This window comes from Caballeronia sp. LZ019 (assembly GCF_031450825.1).
In the GTDB taxonomy this organism is placed as follows: Bacteria; Pseudomonadota; Gammaproteobacteria; order Burkholderiales; family Burkholderiaceae; genus Caballeronia.
Window position 1 is genome coordinate 2,255,647 of the sequence record NZ_JARTVZ010000005.1, and the last position, 16,382, is coordinate 2,272,028.

Below are 16,382 nucleotides of genomic sequence, written 5' to 3' on the forward strand. Positions count from 1 at the left end.
GCGCCGGGGTCAGCCGGTAAACTGGCGAGCTTTCGGAAATCGAGACCGTTATGAAGTCACGCAAGCTCGCGCATGGCGGCGCGCTGGCGTTCGTCGCGAGATCCCGGATGCCGGCTTTCGCCGTGGCGCGCGTGTTGTCGTCGCTTGTTCTTGCCGTGCTGGTCCTGCTGACGATCACCCCCGCGCACGCCGCTCCCGCGCTCGATCTGCCCACTTTTCAGGAACTCATCGCGCCGCCCGCGCCGTCGTCGTCGACGCAGGCGGTCGGTGCATCGGCGCCGGTCGTGTCGGATGCCGACATGCTGCACTCGCTCGACACCGTCATCGCGACGCTCGACAACGACCGCCAACGCACCGCGCTCGTCGCGCAACTCAAGCGCCTTCGCGATGCGAAGCACGCCGCCGCCGCCGCATCCCCCGCATCGTCCGCCGATACCGCGCCTCCCGCCGCCGGTGCCGCCGCCAGCGCTCCGGCGAGTGCGCCGACGCCCTCGGTGGTGGCGAGCATCGCGCAGAACGCGGGCTTGCTCGGCGCGATCGCATCGGCGGTCACGAGCATCGAAGCCGACGTGAAGCGCGGCAAGACGCCGCTCGCCTACTGGGGCGGACGCTTCAACGCGGCGGGCAACGAACTGTTCACGATCGTCTCCAGCCAGAGCCGGGAGCCGTTCGGCCGCACGTTGTTCAACTTCTTCGCGACGCTCGCCGGCTGGGGCGCGTGCGCCTTCGTGCTCGTGTATGCGCAGCGGCGCGTGTCGAGCCGCTACGGCGTCGAAGTGTCGCTGCATTCGAATCCGACGACGCGCGAACTGCTGCTTTTCGCGATGCGCCGGGTCGCGCCGTATCTGATCGCGTTTCTCGCGGCGCTGACCTTCGCGCATCTGATGCCGCAATCGCTCGGCCGCACGCTCGCGATGGTCACCGCCTACGCGATGGTCGCCGGCGCGGTGTTCTCGGCTATCTGTCTCATCATGTTCTCGCTGTTCGGCTCCGCGCACCGGCGCGTCGCGGTCAACGTGCTCATCATCCACGCGCGGCGGCTCCTGTTTCTGATCGGCACGCTCGGCGCGCTTGGAGACGCCGCCGCGAACTACGACGTCGCGCAGCAGCTCGGCACCAATCTCTCCGCGCTGATTTCGACCTTCGCGAACATGGCCGCCGCCGCGCTCACCGCCTGCTTCGCGCTCGCCTTTCAGCGGCCGGTCGCGCATCTGATCCGCAGCCGCACGTACGAGCAGCGGCACACGCGCAAGGCCGCGACCGAAACGTTCGATGTGGTCGCCTCGCTGTGGCAGCTGCCGCTCTTGCTGCTCGCGTCCGCGTCGGTGGTGGCGACGCTCGCGGGCATCGGCACATCCGAGAACGTGCTGCAGATGGCGATCGCGACCGCGGGCCTGCTGGTCGTCGCGTTCTTCCTGTCGGCTATCGTGATCCGCATCACGCGGCCGAAGTCGCGCCGGCCGCGCCGCCAGTCGGCGTACGTGCGACGGCTCGTCAAGTTCTTCGGCACGCTCATCGTCGTCGGCGTGTGGCTCGCGTTCCTCGAAGTGTCGTCGCGCTTCTGGGGCTTCTCGCTCGCGGACATGGCCGAGCGCAGCGTCGCGGCGCGCGGCATCACGCACGCCGTCGGCATGATCGTGCTGACGTTCTTCGTGGTGTGGCTCGTGTGGATTCTGATCGATACCGGCATTCAGGAAACGCTCAAGCCCGAATCCTCGCGGCGCGGCGGGCGCGGCCCGAGCATGCGCGCGCGCACGATGCTGCCGCTCCTGCGCAACGTCGTCTTCGTCGTGCTGCTGATGATCGCGGCGATCGTCACGGCGGCGAACCTCGGCCTCAACGTGACGCCGCTGCTCGCTGGCGCAGGCGTGATCGGTCTCGCGGTCGGTTTCGGCGCGCAATCGCTCGTCGCCGATCTGATCACGGGGCTTTTCATCATCATCGAGGACACCATTTCCGTCGGCGATTCGATCGAAGTCGAAGGCGGGCACGCGGGCATCGTGGAGAGTCTGACGATCCGCACCGTGCGCCTGCGCGACGGGCAGGGCGCGATTCACGCCATTCCGTTTTCGCAGATCAAGACGGTGAAGAACCTGTCGCGCGATTTCGCCTATGCGGTGTTCGAAGTGCGCCTGCCGTTCTCCGCCGATGTCGACGCCGTCACCGAAATGATCCGCGAAGTCGGCGCGGAGCTGATGGACGATCTGCGCTACCGGCGCGAAATGCTCGGGCCGGTCGAAGTGTGGGGACTGGATCGTTTCGATCCGAACTGGATGGTCGTGAAAGGCCAGATCAAGACGCGGCCGCTGCAGCAATGGAGCGTCGCGCGGGCGTTCAATCTGCGCATCAAGCGCAAGATGGACGAAGCCGGCATGCAGATTCCGGTGCCGCAAATGCACGTGCAGATGTCGCGTGATGCTGCCGCTTCAGGCGAACGCGACACGCAGCCGAGACGCATCTGGATCGACGAGGAAGCAGCGGACGATGCCGCCGAAGGCGTGCGGGCAGCAGCGCTCGACGTATCGCACGAACCGCGGCCCGCGCCGCCCGCCACCGATCATTCGGTGCAGATTCCGCCGCAGATACCGACGGCGCCGGAACCCGGCAAGGGCTGAGCGCCGAAGGTCAGGCGGCGAGCAGATCGTTGACGTGCGTGGCGATATGCTCGCCGGCGACGCCATAGACGTGAATCGACACGGCGCGCGTGCCGGCATCGGCGGGATTGCCGAGTCGATGGATCGCGCCGCGTCCCGCATCGACGAACGATACCGCGCCCGGCGCACGCGGATGACGGCGCGTTTCCAGCGCGCAATGCGTATCGGCATCCCAGCGATAGAGCGTTTCGGCAAGCGTGCCGTCGATGACCGCATAGCCGCACCACGTCCGGTGGCCATGCACCGGACTCGCTTGCCCCGGCTCCCAGACGAGCGCGGCGATCGCGTAGCGGTCGAGCGGATCGGCGGCGAGCAGATGACGGCGATAGCCGCGCGCGTCGCCAATGCGCTGCTGCGCGTCGAGCAGGCCGGGATCGGCGATCGCCTGCGCCAGCGCCGCGCGCACTCGCGCCCCGAACGATGCGTCGCCGGCTTCGAACGCGGCATCGATGTCACTGCAGAGCCGTTGCAACGCCGGATTGGCGTGGCGCCAGGCGTGCAGTGCGGCGCGCATGTCGCCGTTTTGCAGCGCCGGGCGATCGGAAGTTGGCAGCTTCATGGGAAATCTGGGATCAGGATTCGAGCCTCCATTTATATCGGCTTGCATCTGGAATTTGTTTTCATATAATTCCGCCGATGCTTCGAAAAAGAGAAAATTAATCTATCGGGGATGCAGTATGGGAATGGACCTCATCGACCGCAAGTTGCTTGAATTGCTTCAGAGCGACGTGACGATGCCCGTCGCGGAGCTGGCCCAGCGTGTCAATCTTTCGCAGACGCCTTGCTGGAAGCGCGTGCAGCGCCTGAAGGAGACCGGCGTGATCCGCGCACAGGTGGCGCTGTGCGATCCGAAGAAGCTGGGCGTCGGCACGACCGTGTTCGTCGCGGTGCGGACGAATCAGCACACGCAAAGCTGGGCGGACGAATTCACGCGCGCCGTGCGCGACATACCGGAAGTGGTCGAGGTGTATCGGATGAGCGGCGAGACGGATTATCTGCTGCGCGTGGTGGTATCCGATATCGACGATTACGACCGCGTCTACAAGCAGCTCATCCGCGCGGTGCCGCTTTACGACGTGAGTTCGAGCTTCGCGATGGAGCAGATCAAGTACTCGACGGCGCTGCCGGTGCGGCCCGCAGCGGACGCCTGAGCGCGCGGCGAAAGAAAAGCCGCCCGGGGAGGGCGGCCGAACACGTCCGGTCACGAGGTATCCCTTCGAGCCCCTGGCGCTTGAGGGATCGGACGCGCATGGAATCCGCTCGAGTATGGTCAACAGGGCGAGGTTCGTTCAAGCGGGATGGTGCAGCACAGAATTTCGCGAGTGTCGTTCGCGTAGTGAAACGGCGCTCGCAACCCAACTGAAATCGAAGCCGGGTACGATGTCGGTTTCATCTCGAAAACTCTGAACGAGCCGCCGCGCCCCATGACCGACGACCCACGCAATCAGCGCCCGAACGCGCCGCAGAAAAAGAAGAATCCGACTTTGGGGATCAGCGTGTTCATCGTCGTGGTGTTGCTGCTCGTTATCTTCACGCTGCTCTTCAACGCGATCCGCGAAAAGCGCGAATTCGACGAGCAGACCGCACCGCCCGCCGCCGCAAGCGATGCGCGGTCCGCGCTTCCCGCGACGGGCGCATCGCAATAACACTGCGCTCAGGACGGCAGATGGATTTGCGCCGCGTCCTTGCGAATCAGCGTCGACGCCGTGAGCATCTGCTTGCACTGATGCGCAAGCAGCTTGAGATCCTGAATGGCATCGGCGGGTAGCGACTGCGCGCGTTCGGCGCTCGCGACCATCGTATCGAGATCGCGGCGCAATTCCTTGATCGCATCGGGGGGCGGCGCGCCGTCATCGTCGGATATCACGGCCTGCGCGTCCGACAGGTTGTCCCGCACGATGCCGAACGCACGCTGCACCGGCTCGAAGGGCTTCGGATCGGCATTGTCGATCGCTTGCAGCAGCGGCGCGGCCGCCGTGATCTGCGATGCGAGCACATGGCTTTGCACGAGCAGATCGTTCAGCTCGGCGACGTACTTTTGCTGCGGCTTCGGCTCCAGCATCATGCGCTGAAACGCCTGGGCCAAATTCGCGAACGCGACGTGCACGTTCTTGCGCGCAAGCCGGTAGCGGAAGTCGCGGTCCAGCGCCGTCGCCGCGACGGTCGCCGCAGCCGAGCCGCCCTTGCTCGCGGTGGCAGCCGTGCTCTCCCCGATGTTGACCGACGACAGCCGCTCCGCCGTCGCGCTCGCGGCCTTGATGGCGGGCGCGTCGCTGACGGCGTCGGCTTTCGCTTCCACGGCTGGCGCGAACGCGTGCGCGGCGCTCGCGTTGGCATCGGCGAAAGCGGCGCTCGGCACGGATGAGGGCGCACGCGATGCAGCGCTTGCCGCCTTCGTCTTCCACGACCAGCTCGCTTCCAGATAATTGCGTGTCGCGCCGAGCAGGTCCTTCACGAGCTTGCCCATCAGCCGATACTCCCAGTACGGGAACAGATGACTGGCGGCAATGGCGATCGCGCAGCCGACGACCGTGTCGATGGCGCGCTCGCCGATCAGCCGCAAGCTGCCCGGCGCGAGCAGATGGAACATCAGCAGCACATAGGACGACGTGAAGACCACGCTGCCCGCGTAATTGAAGAGGAGCAGGCTGTAGCTCATGACCATCGACGCGAACATCGCGACGAGCAGCACATGCGGGTCCTTGACGACGAGTATCAGCGCGATGGTCACCGCGCAGCCGATCGCCGTGCCGATGATCCGCTGCGTATTGCGCTGCTTGGTCAGCGAATAGCCCGGCTTCAGGATGATGACGGTGGTCATGACGATCCAGTATGCGTTCGTCAGCGGCAGCAGCCGCCCGAGCCAGAAGCCGATGCCCACCGCAATGGTCACGCGCAGCGCATGGCGAAAACTCGGCGAAGACATCGTCAGATTCGAGAAAATCTGCCTGAACGGCACGCGGCGGCTCGATATGAAACGCGACAGCGCGTGATCGATCTGCAGTTCGGTTTCGCTGAGGCTCGCGTCGTCGTGCGTGCGGCGGCGCATCTTGTCGATCAGGCGCGTGGCGCTCCACAGGCGCCGGAACACGGCCGCCGCCGCCGCATACGCCTCGGGATTCTTCTCGGGCAGCGCGTGCTTGCGCATCAGTTCGAGCTCGTATTCGATCGCGCGCAACTCGGCCTTCATGCTGACGTGCTTCGACGCGGGCCGGTTCTGCAGCACCGCCAGGCCGATTTCCTCCAGGTCCTCGCCGGCCTTGCGCATCAGGTCGCGATAGAACACGAGCACGTCCGATCCGGCGAACGTCCTGCGCACGAGCGGATAGTCCGTATGCGCGCCGACGAAGAACTCGTGCAGGTCCACGATGTTGATGAAGAGATTGAAGAGCCGGGCGCGCCGCGCATCGAGCCTGCGCGTCTGGACCTTCGGCAGATTGCGCAACACGATTTCCCGCGCGCCTTCCTGCTGCTCCACCGCCGCGATCTGCTTTTCGATGAGCTTTCGATAGCACTCGTCGAGGTCGGCGTCGACGTCATAGAACTCGGCGCGCGCCTGCAGATACTCCGCGCAGCTGAAGATGCTCTGCGCGAGCGCCTGCCGCTCGATGCGATACACGAGCAGATGCGAGACGAGCGTCGCCCAGTACGTGTACCAGAGGCCGCCGAGCAGTATCCACGACGCGTTGATGAGCGCCTGCATCGGCGTGAAATGCTCTTCCAGCGTGACGATCATCATGAAGAGCGTCGCGAAGCTGATCTGCGGCCAGCGGTTGCCGTAGACGACGATCAGCGAGAGCACGAACGTGAGCGGCACGACGGTCAGCCAGAGCGTCACCGGATGGGCCGTCGCAATGCCGGTGGCGAGCGCCGAGAAAAAGCCGATGAACGTGCACGCGAGCATCTCGTTGTGCTTGTGCTTGAGCGGCCCCGGCATGTCGACGACGCACGCGCCCAGCGCACCCGTGGCGATCGTGAAGCCGAGCTCGCGGTTGTGAAACACCGTGAGCATCAGCACGGCCGGAAGCGAAATGCCGAGCGCGCTGCGCAAGCCGCCGAAGAAGTACTGGCTGTAGACGAACTTTCTGATTTCGAACGAGTAACGCATCGACTTCCTGTATGGACGCGCGAGTAAGCGGGCAAAGGGCAAACGGCAAAGGCGGGCAAGGGCGACGTCGAGTCTAACGCAACTCGACGAGGCTTCGGACCTTGGCCGAACGGCCAGGTTCTCGGCGCGAAGTCGCTTTGTTATGCTGACGCTTGATTTGACAAAGCTTTGCGTTTTACGCCTTGCTCGTCCGTCCGGCAGCGCATCCAATCCCGCCCTTCATGCTTGAACTCTTCTATTCGAACCGTCACGAAACGCTCGCCGCCGCGCTTTTCGAGGACCTCGACGCATTCGCGATGCGCGAGGGCGATCCCTTCGCGCGCGAGTCGGTCATCGTGCCGAGCGCAGCCCTGCGCCGCCGGCTCGAACTGGACATGGCGGAGCGTTTCGGCATTTGCGCGAACGTCGATTTCTGCTATCTCGCGCAGTGGCTGTGGGCGCAGATCGGCCGCGTGCTGCCGGTGCCCGCGCGTTCGCCGTTCTCGCCGGACCGGCTCGCGTGGCGCTGCTATCGCCTGTTCGACGAGCCGTCGTTCAGCGAAGCGCCGCGCCTGTCGACCTATCTCGATGCCGCCGACGATTCCATGCGCTACGAACTCGCGCGCCGCATCGCGACGGTATTCGACCACTATCTGACGTATCGCCCGGAATGGCTCACGCACTGGCAGGCGGGCGGCTCGATTCTCGCGGGCAATGGCAGGCAGACGGACCTTCGCGGTCCGCGGCTCGCAGGCGCAAGCGAGATTCAGCGTCAGGACGAACGATGGCAGTCCGCGCTCTGGCGCGCGTTGCTGGCAGACCTGACGGCGCCCGACGCCGGTCACGACCCGACGCCGCCGGCGTATCGCTTTCTGGCCGAAGCGCCGCGCTTCGATCTCGATACCGCGATGCGCGCCGAATGGCCGAGCCGCATCAGCGTTTTCGCGCTGCCGACGATGCCGCCGCTGCATATCGCGTTGCTGCGCGAGCTGTCGAGGTGGATCGACGTGCGCATCTATGCGCTCAATCCGTGCCGCGAATTCTGGTTCGACATCGTGAGCCAGGCGCGCGTCGAGCAGCTCGAACTGAAGGGCGAGGCCGATTTTCAGGAGGTCGGGCATCCGCTGCTGGCGGAGTGGGGCCGTCAGACGCAGGCGCAGCTTCACATGCTGCACGAGCTGACCGAGAGCGCGGCATCGAGCGAGCGCGAACTCTTCCAAGAGAACACCGCGCCGACGTGGCTCGCGCGCGTGCAGAACGGCATCCTCACGCTCGACGAAGAGAACGCCGGGCCGCAAGCAGAAGACATTGTCGAGACGGGCGTGGAAGTGCATGTATGCCATAGCCTCTCGCGTCAGCTGGAAGTGCTGCACGACCGCCTGCTCGACTGGTTCGACTCGATAGAAGGACTCGAGCCGTCGGATGTGCTCGTCGCGTTTCCCGATCTCGCGGTGGCCGGCCCGCTGATCGACGGCGTGTTCGGCACCGCGCCCGCCGGCGCGAGCAACGAGCGCAGGCGCATTCCGTATCGCATCACCGGCTTGCCGCCGTCGCAGGCGAACCCGGTCGCGCGCGCGATGCTCGACTGGCTCGCGCTCGCCGAACGCGGCGTCGGCGCGCCGGAGCTGATCGAATGGCTGCGCGTCGACGCAATCGCGACGCGCTACGGCATCGATGCGCCATCGCTCGAAACGGCGCAGGAATGGCTCGCGGCGGCGGGCGCGCGCCGCGGTTTGCGTCCGGCCGAAGCCGCGGGCGAGCACGTGCCCGCCGCGCGTCACACCTTCGCCGATGCGCTCACGCGTCTCTATCTCGGCTACGCGCTGCCGGGCGGCGGCGCGCCGGTCGCGGAGTGGCTGCCGGTCGAGGGCGCGCAGGGGTCCGAGGCCGAATTGCTCGGACGCCTCACGCGCTTCATCGACGATATCGACGCTTTCGCCGCGCAGATCGCAACGCCGAAGACCGCGCGCGCATGGGGCGACTTGCTGCTCGATACGCTCGCGCGTTCCTTCGATGCAGGCGTCGCGTTCAACGACACCATCGGCGACGTGCGCCACGCGATCGACGCGCTGATCGTCGCAATGGACGAAGGCGCGCGCGGCACGGAGGTATCGGCGGCCGTGATCCGCACCGCGCTCACCGACACGCTCGACGATCCCGCGCGCGGCGGCGTGCCGTGGGGCGGCGTCACGTTCTCGTCGCTGACGAGCCTGCGCGGGCTGCCGTATCGCGTGGTGTGTCTGCTCGGCATGGACGACGGCATGTTGCCGAGCCTCACGCGCGCCGACGAATTCGATCTCATGGCGAGCTTCGGCAAGCTGGGCGACCGCCAGCGCCGCGACGACGAGCGCAATCTCTTTCTCGACCTGATGCTCGCGGCCCGCGACCGGCTGATGATCGCCTACACCGGGCGCAGCATTCGCGACAACGCCGTACTGCCGCCCGCCGCGCTCATCGACGAACTGCTCGATCATCTCGCCGAAGCCGTCGCGGGCAAGCACGCTGCGCCGGATGAACTGGCGAAGGCGCGGGCGTTGTTCGTTCACGAGCATCCGCTACAGCCGTTTGCGCCGGAGTATTTCGAGCCGCAAGGGCGTCTTTTCACCTACGAGCCGGAACGCGCCGAACTGGCGCGTGCGCTGGCTGCGGGGCGTGCGCAGGCAAGCGCGCCGTTTTTCGCGTCGCCGCTGCCGGCTGAGGACGAGGACGCGGATACCGTCGCTTTCGACGATTTCGTGCGCTTCTGGCGGCATCCGGCGCGGGCGCTGCTGCGGGATCGGCTGGGCATCGCGCTCGTCGATGCCGAGGCCGAGCTCGATGTCACCGAGCCGTTCGAACTCGGCTTCGCGGGCCGCGATGCGCTTGCCGCACGCGTGCTGCCGTCGCTGCTCGAAGCGGAAGATCACGTCGCGCACGACGCCCGCGAGCGAGCGCGTCATGTGGCGCGCACGAGCCCCGAGATGCCCGGCGGCGCGACGGGCGCCGTCTGGCAGACGCGCGAGATGCACGCGCTCGCGCAGCTCGCGGACCGCATCCGCGTCTCGGTGGCCGACGGTGCAGCGCGCTTGCCGTTTTCGCTCGACATTGCGCCGCGCTGGCCGGATACGGAAGGCGTCGCGCTCTTCGGCGCGCACGACGACGCGCTCATCGACGAACGGCCGCTCACGCTTTCCGGCACGCTCAACCGCCTGACGCCGCAAGGCCAGGTGATCTATCGCTACGACCAGCCGCGCGCCCGCGATTACCTATCTGCGTGGCTCGCGCATCTCGCGTATTGCGCGGCGCTGCCGGACGGCCCGCGCCGCACCATCTGGCACGGACGCGGCGCGCAGTCGTCGGATTTCGAGCTGACGTCCGTCGCCGATCCGCTCGCGCATCTCGGTGCGCTCGCGGCGCTGTATCGCGCGGGACGGCGCATGCCGCTGCGTTTCTTCCCGAAGAGCGCGTGGCTCAGGATGAGCGAAGGCGATGCGAAGGCGCACGCCGCGTGGGAATCCGATCGCGTGCGCGCGGAATCAGACGATCCCGCTTATCGCATCGCGCTTCGCGGTGAATCGCTCGCGCTCGACGACCGCTTCGCCGCGCTCGCGCGCATCGTTTTCGAGCCGCTTCGGCAACACCTGCAACGCGACGCATGATGACCACGGCAATCCAGGAACTCGACGTTTTTTCGTGCCCGCTCGACGGCGTCAACCAGATCGAAGCATCGGCCGGCACCGGCAAGACGTGGAACATCTGCGCGCTGTACGTCCGCCTGCTGCTCGAGAAGCAGTTGAGCGTCGAACGCATTCTCGTCGTCACATTCACGAAGGCCGCGACCGCCGAGCTGCACGAGCGCATCCGCACGCGGCTCGCGGGCGTCGCCCATGCGATCGAGAACGGCGATGCCGCCGGCGATCCATTCATCGAGCAGCTTTTCGAAACCACGCTCGCGGGCATCGATCCGAGCGAAGCGCTGCAGCGCATCCGCATCGCGCTGCATACCTTCGATCAGGCCGCGATTCACACGATCCACGCGTTCTGTCAGCGCGCGCTGCAGGAAGCGCCGTTCGCCGCCGCCATGCCCTTCGCGTTCGACATGGAAGCCGACGACAGCGCGCTGCGCTTTGAGCTTGCCGCCGATTTCTGGCGCGAGCGTGTGGAGCCTGCGGCGGCGCGCACGCCGTCGTTCGCGTCGTGGCTCGTTGCGAAGGGCGCGGGGCCGGCATCGCTCGATGCGCAGTTGGCGCGGCGTCTGAAGAAGCCGCTTGCGACGTTGCGCTGGGGCAAGAGCGAAGCCGAGCTTGCAGCCGAAGCCGTCGATGCCCGCGCGCTCTTCGACGAAGCCTGCGCCGTGTGGAACGCGGAGCGGGGCGCAATCGCGAAACTGCTTTTCGACGCCGAGGCGATGCTGAAGCAGACCTCGCACAAGCGTTCGATGATCGAGGCCGCGCTCGACGCCTGGGGAGAATATTTCGCCGATGCCGACTGTCACGCCGAGCCGCCGAAAGACGCGCTGAAGATCACCGCATCGGCGCTGGCGAAGGGCACGAAGGTCAAGCACGCGCCGCCCGCGCATCCGTTCTTCGAGCATGCGGAGACGCTCGCGGCGTCCGCCGCCGCAGCGGAAGCCGCGCAGCGCGCGATGTGGCTCGACATCGTGCGTGAATGGCTCGACTACGCGCCCGCCGAACTGTCGGCGAGAAAGCGTGCGCGGCGCGTCGTGTCGTTCGACGACCTGCTCTCGAACCTCCACCACGCGCTCGTCAGACATGCGTGGCTCGCGCAGGCGTTGCGCGAGCGTTATCCGGCGGCGCTCATCGACGAATTCCAGGACACCGATCCTTTGCAGTACGCGATCTTCAACCGCGTGTTCGCGCCGCATGGGCCGCTGTTTCTGGTCGGCGATCCGAAGCAGGCCATCTACAGCTTCCGCGCCGCTGATTTGCACACGTATCTCGCCGCGCGCGACGGCGCGAGCGCGCGTTACACGCTCGCGGTGAACCAGCGGTCGACCCCGCGCATCATCGAGGCGTGCAATCGCGTGTTCGGCGCGAATCCGTCGGCGTTCATTCTCGATGGCCTCGACTATCAGCCGGTGCGCGCGGGCACGCGATCGCGCGGCCCCTTTGTCGATGCGACGCCCGCCGCCGCTTATTCCGATATCGCGGATTTCTGCGTGTGGATGCTGCCGCACGGCGATGCCGCGTTGTCGAAGGCCAACGCGCAGCGTGAAGCGGCTGAAGCGTGCGCCGCCGAAATCGCGCGGCTCTTGAAGGGCGCGGCGCGCGGCGAAGTGCGCATCGGCGACGAGGCGCTCAGTGCGGGCGATATCGCCGTGCTCGTGCAGACGCACCGGCAGGGCAGTCTCGTCAAGCGCGTGCTGGCGGCGTGGGGCATCGGCAGCGTTGAACTCGCGCAGGCGTCGGTGTTCGGCTCGCTCGACGCCGAGCAGATCGAGCGCGTGCTCGCCGCCATCGACACGCCCGGCGACCTGCGACGTCTGCGCGCCGCGCTCGCGACCGACTGGTTCGGGCTGGACGCCGCCGCGCTGTGGCGTCTGGAACATGCGGCATCGGCGGAAGAAAGCGGCGCGAGCGATTCGACGAGCTGGGTCGAGCGCTTCTCGCGCTATCGCACGATCTGGCACGAGCGCGGCTTCGCCGTGATGTGGCGCACGCTCGCGCGCGAACTCTCGATTGCGGCGCGGCTCGTCGCGCGCGCGGACGCCGAGCGCAGGCTCACGAACGTCAACCATCTCGCGGAACTGCTGCAGGCGCGCTCGGCGGAGCAGCCGGGCATCGCGCCGACCTTGCGCTGGCTCGCCGCGCAGCGCGCGCAGCGGGGCGGCGGGGAAGATGCGCAATTGCGCCTCGAATCGGACCGCAATCTCGTGCAGATCGTGACGATCCACAAGTCGAAGGGCCTGGAATACGCGGTCGTGTTCTGTCCGTTCCTGAACGACGGCGGCGCGCGCGACGCGTCGAAATCCGGCTTGCCCGATGCCCGCGAGTATCACGACGATGCCGGCGAAGCGGTGCTGCACTACGGAATCGACGACGACGAAGCGAAAGCGATCGGCGCGGCCATCGCGCGGGAGCAGGCGGCCGAGCGGGCGCGGCTCGTTTATGTCGCGCTGACGCGGGCGGTGTATCGCTGCTACGTGGTCGCGGGCGTCTACATTTCGAACGTCTCGAACAAGTTGACGAAGGAATCGCGCAGGAGCGTGCTGAACTGGCTCGCCGCGGGCTCGGGTCAGAACTTCGACGCGTTCTGCGACGAACCGCCCGACGAAGCGGGCATCGTCGCGGCGTGGCGCGCGCTCGAAGCGCAATCGGACGGCGCGATCGGCGTGACGCCGCTGCCGGTCATCGATAGCCGCGATCCGCTTGCGGCCGACAAGCCCGGCGCCCACGAAATCACCGCGCGCACCAACCGGCGACTCTTGCGCGACCGCTGGCGCATGGCGAGCTTCAGTTCGCTGGTGGCGGCGGGCGCGCGGGATGAGGCGAATCAGTCGCAGCCGGTCGAAGCGCGCCCCGATCACGACGAACTCGCCGATGCCGGCGCGACGCCCCTGCCAGCGCCGCCTTCCCGCGACGAAGCCGCGCTCGCCGACGACGACATCCTCGCGTTCCCGCGCGGCGCGGCGGCGGGCGAATGTCTGCATCGCATGTACGAGCTTGCGGATTTCACACAGCCGTTGACGTGGCCCGGAGCCGTGGACGATGCGCTGCGCGAGTATCCGGTCCCCGCGCCCGCGCCGCTCGCGCAGCGTCTTCGGCCGATGATGCTGCGGCTCATCGCCGACACGCTCGCAAGCGAGATCGCGCCGGGCATGCGGCTGTCGGGCGTCGCCAACGGGCGGCGCATGAACGAGCTGGAGTTTCTGTTCCCCGCGCCGTCGCTGGATTTCCCGGCGCTGCGCCGGCTCCTGGCCGCGCATGGTTATCCGGATGTCGCGCTGGAGACGGGCGCGCTGCGGGGCTTCATCAAGGGGTTCATCGACATGATCGTGCTGCACGGCGGGCGTTACTGGATCATCGACTGGAAGTCGAACCATCTGGGCGATGCCGCCGAGGACTACGGCGCCGCGTCGCTCGCCAGCGCGATGGCGCATCACGCGTATCACCTGCAGGCGCTCGTATACGTGGTCGCGCTGCATCGTTACCTGCGCGCGCGGCTCGCCGATTACGACTACGAGACGCATGTGGGCGGCTATCTGTATCTGTTCGTGCGCGGCGTGCGTCCCGACTGGCGCGACGGCGATGCCGCGAGCGGCGTGCATCGCGGGCGGCCGCCGCTGGAACTGGTCGAGGCGCTGGATCGGGCGATGTCGGGGGTGACGGCATGAGCACGGTCGAAACCATGAACGGGGCGCCGTCCGCCGCATCCGCTTTCGCCGACGAAAGCGCCGCGCTCGCCGAGGGTTTCGCGCGGCGCATCGGCGAACTGTCGCGATGGTCGGGCGCGGACGCGCGGGCCGTCGCGTGGGCCGAACGCGCGGCGCTCGCCATCAGCCGGGCGACGGCGCTCGGGCACGTCTGCATGCCGCTTGCCGCGCTCGCGCGGCGTCATGGCGAGAGCGTGCGCGAAGCACGCGATGCGCTGCTTGCAAGCGGCGTCGCGACGTTGGCGCGCACGCAGGCGCGCATCGATGCCGCGGCTCTGCGGCCGCTCGTCATCGATGAAGACGGCCGGCTCTATCTCGCGCGCTACTTCGATTACGAGCGGCGGCTCGCGGTCGCGCTGGTCGAACGGGCGCGCGGGGCGCGCATCGACGTGTCGCAGCGGGAACTCGCGCAGCAGGCCGGGCGGATCGCCCGGTACTTCGGGCAAGCCCCGGCCGATGACGACGATATCGACTGGCAGCGCGTCGCCGCGCTCGTCGCGCTGGCGGGGCGGCTGACCATCGTGAGCGGCGGTCCGGGAACGGGCAAGACGACGACGGTCGTCGGCGTGCTCGCGTGTCTGCTCGACGCCGACCCGACCTTGCGCATCGCGCTCGCCGCACCGACGGGCAAGGCCGCGCAGCGCATGCAGGAAGCGTTGATCGAGCGCGCGGACAAGCTGCCGCCCGAGCTGGCGGCGCGCCTGCCGCGCACATCGTTCACGTTGCAGCGGCTGCTCGGCGTGCTGCCGGACGGCGGTTTCCGGCATCATCGCGACAACCCGTTGCCGTATGACGTGATCGTGGTTGACGAGGCGTCGATGATCGACGTCGCGCTCGCGGCGCATTTGCTCGAAGCGGTTGCGCCGTCGAGCCGGCTCGTGATGCTGGGCGACAAGGATCAGCTATCGGCCGTCGAGGCGGGCGCGGTGTTCGCGGAACTGAGCGCGCAACCCACGTTCAGCGAGGCGGGCGCGAGGCGGATCGCAGGAGCGCTCGGCGTGGCGCTGGCGCGGTTGCGGGCGGCGTTGCCTGCTTCCGGCGCGGAAGGGCGCAGGAACGCAGCGGCCCTCGAGCGGCCGGGCGCTCGCATCGAAACTCGCGACGATGACTACGGCGACTTCTTCCCGGGCGATGACGATGGCGAGCGCGAGCCGTTCATCGACGCGCCCGTCGAAAGCGGTGCGGAGCAGGGCGACCTGTTCTCGAACGCCGCCGCCCGCGAGAGGGAACCGGCCGGCGCGCCGTCCCTTGACGCGTCACGCCCTCGCCACGAAGGTGCCGATGCGCCCGCGAACGCGTCTACCCCCGCGCGGCTCGCCAATGCACCGCACGCCGACGACGAAGGCTATGCCGACCTCTTCGCCACGCTCGAAACGGGCGCCAGTGAAGCGAACGAAACGCCCGCCGACGCGCCGCTCACCGACAGCGTCGTGTGGCTCGCGCGCAACTATCGCTTCGGACTCGATTCAGCGATCGGCCGCTTGTCCATCGCGATCCGCGACGGCGACGCGCAAGCCGCGCTCGATGCGCTCGACGCAACGCAGCCGGCCGCACCGGAAGCCTCCGCCGCCGTGCTCCTCGACGACGGTCACGCCACGCTGTCCGACCGCACGCTGGCGCATCTGGCGAAGGGATTCGCGCCTTATGCCGCCGCGCTCTCATCGATGCTGCAGGGCGAGCATCCGCCATCCGACGAAGCCGGGCTTTTCGATGCGCTCAATCGCTTCCGTGTGCTCTGCGCCACGCGCAAAGGGCCACGCGGCGTCGATGAAGTGAACGCGCGCATCGCGTCGAAGGTGCGCGAGCAGGCGGGCATCGCGCTTGCAATCCGAGCGCAGTGGTTCGCCGGGCGCCCGGTGATCGTCACGCGCAACGACTATGCGCTGGGGCTTTTCAACGGCGATATCGGCATTGCGCTGCCGGGGCCGAACGGCGCGCTGCGCGTCGCGTTCCGCATGGCGGACGGCTCGCTGCGTCATGTATCGCCGGCTGCGCTGCCGCCGCACGATACGGCGTTCGCGTTGACCGTTCACAAATCGCAAGGCTCCGAGTTCGAGCACGCGGCGCTCGTGTTGCCGGGCAGCTTCGTGCGCGTGTTGTCGCGCGAACTGGTTTATACGGCGATCACGCGGGCGAAGCGCCGTATCGAAGTCATCGGATCGGCGGCGATCTTCGCGCAGGCCGTCGATGCGCCGACGCGCCGCGATTCCGGTCTCGCCGCGCGAATGATGCGGCTGATGCACATGCACCATCGATCCTGAACGAAGGA

Annotated in this window: 8 protein-coding genes; 6 read left to right on the forward strand and 2 right to left on the reverse strand. The window is 67.5% G+C overall.

Going from position 1 to position 16,382, the window contains the following annotated elements; genetic code table 11:
- Positions 1-50 precede the first annotated feature (50 nt).
- Positions 51-2,615, forward strand: a complete 2,565-nt coding sequence (locus P9255_RS24010) for a mechanosensitive ion channel family protein (protein WP_309765209.1) — start codon at positions 51-53, stop codon at positions 2,613-2,615.
- Between the two features lie 10 nt (positions 2,616-2,625).
- Here the strand turns inward: P9255_RS24010 and P9255_RS24015 are convergent, their stop codons facing one another.
- Positions 2,626-3,168, reverse strand: coding sequence for a cysteine dioxygenase family protein (locus tag P9255_RS24015; protein ID WP_309765490.1), 543 nt, complete (start codon positions 3,166-3,168; stop codon positions 2,626-2,628).
- 163 nt (positions 3,169-3,331) lie between these two features.
- Between P9255_RS24015 and P9255_RS24020 the strand changes: the two genes are divergently transcribed.
- The gene (locus P9255_RS24020; protein WP_309765208.1) at positions 3,332-3,805 is read left to right on the forward strand and encodes an Lrp/AsnC family transcriptional regulator; all 474 of its coding nucleotides are present in this window, start codon (positions 3,332-3,334) and stop codon (positions 3,803-3,805) included.
- A 273-nt stretch (positions 3,806-4,078) separates the two neighbouring features.
- Positions 4,079-4,300, forward strand: coding sequence for a hypothetical protein (locus P9255_RS24025; RefSeq protein ID WP_309765207.1), 222 nt, complete (start codon positions 4,079-4,081; stop codon positions 4,298-4,300).
- A gap of 8 nt (positions 4,301-4,308) precedes the next feature.
- On the opposite strand, the gene P9255_RS24030 is transcribed toward P9255_RS24025, so the two are convergent.
- Positions 4,309-6,762, reverse strand: coding sequence for an FUSC family membrane protein (locus tag P9255_RS24030; protein ID WP_309765206.1), 2,454 nt, complete (start codon positions 6,760-6,762; stop codon positions 4,309-4,311).
- A 221-nt stretch (positions 6,763-6,983) separates the two neighbouring features.
- Here P9255_RS24030 and recC point away from each other — a divergent pair, with 221 nt between their 5' ends.
- The 3 genes from recC to P9255_RS24045 are packed head-to-tail and all read left to right on the forward strand — an operon-like array spanning position 6,984 to position 16,374.
- Positions 6,984-10,379, forward strand: coding sequence for an exodeoxyribonuclease V subunit gamma (recC, locus tag P9255_RS24035; RefSeq protein ID WP_309765205.1), 3,396 nt, complete (start codon positions 6,984-6,986; stop codon positions 10,377-10,379).
- Positions 10,376-14,074: an exodeoxyribonuclease V subunit beta gene (gene recB, locus P9255_RS24040; protein WP_309790531.1), complete on the forward strand. Its 3,699-nt coding sequence runs from the start codon at positions 10,376-10,378 to the stop codon at positions 14,072-14,074. The genes recC and recB overlap by 4 nt, the downstream gene beginning before the upstream one ends.
- Positions 14,071-16,374, forward strand: a complete 2,304-nt coding sequence (locus P9255_RS24045; protein WP_309790532.1) for an AAA family ATPase — start codon at positions 14,071-14,073, stop codon at positions 16,372-16,374. The genes recB and P9255_RS24045 overlap by 4 nt, the downstream gene beginning before the upstream one ends.
- Positions 16,375-16,382: the final 8 nt, after the last annotated feature.

Excerpts from the sequence above, each read along its gene's own strand:
- P9255_RS24010 (WP_309765209.1), top strand. The coding sequence starts at position 51 with ATGAAGTCACGCAAGCTCGCGCATGGCGGCGCGCTGGCGTTCGTCGCG.
- P9255_RS24015 (WP_309765490.1), bottom strand. The coding sequence starts at position 3,168 with ATGCGCGCCGCACTGCACGCCTGGCGCCACGCCAATCCGGCGTTGCAA.
- P9255_RS24020 (WP_309765208.1), top strand. The coding sequence starts at position 3,332 with ATGGGAATGGACCTCATCGACCGCAAGTTGCTTGAATTGCTTCAGAGC.
- P9255_RS24025 (WP_309765207.1), top strand. The coding sequence starts at position 4,079 with ATGACCGACGACCCACGCAATCAGCGCCCGAACGCGCCGCAGAAAAAG.
- P9255_RS24030 (WP_309765206.1), bottom strand. The coding sequence starts at position 6,762 with ATGCGTTACTCGTTCGAAATCAGAAAGTTCGTCTACAGCCAGTACTTC.
- recC (WP_309765205.1), top strand. The coding sequence starts at position 6,984 with ATGCTTGAACTCTTCTATTCGAACCGTCACGAAACGCTCGCCGCCGCG.
- recB (WP_309790531.1), top strand. The coding sequence starts at position 10,376 with ATGATGACCACGGCAATCCAGGAACTCGACGTTTTTTCGTGCCCGCTC.
- P9255_RS24045 (WP_309790532.1), top strand. The coding sequence starts at position 14,071 with ATGAGCACGGTCGAAACCATGAACGGGGCGCCGTCCGCCGCATCCGCT.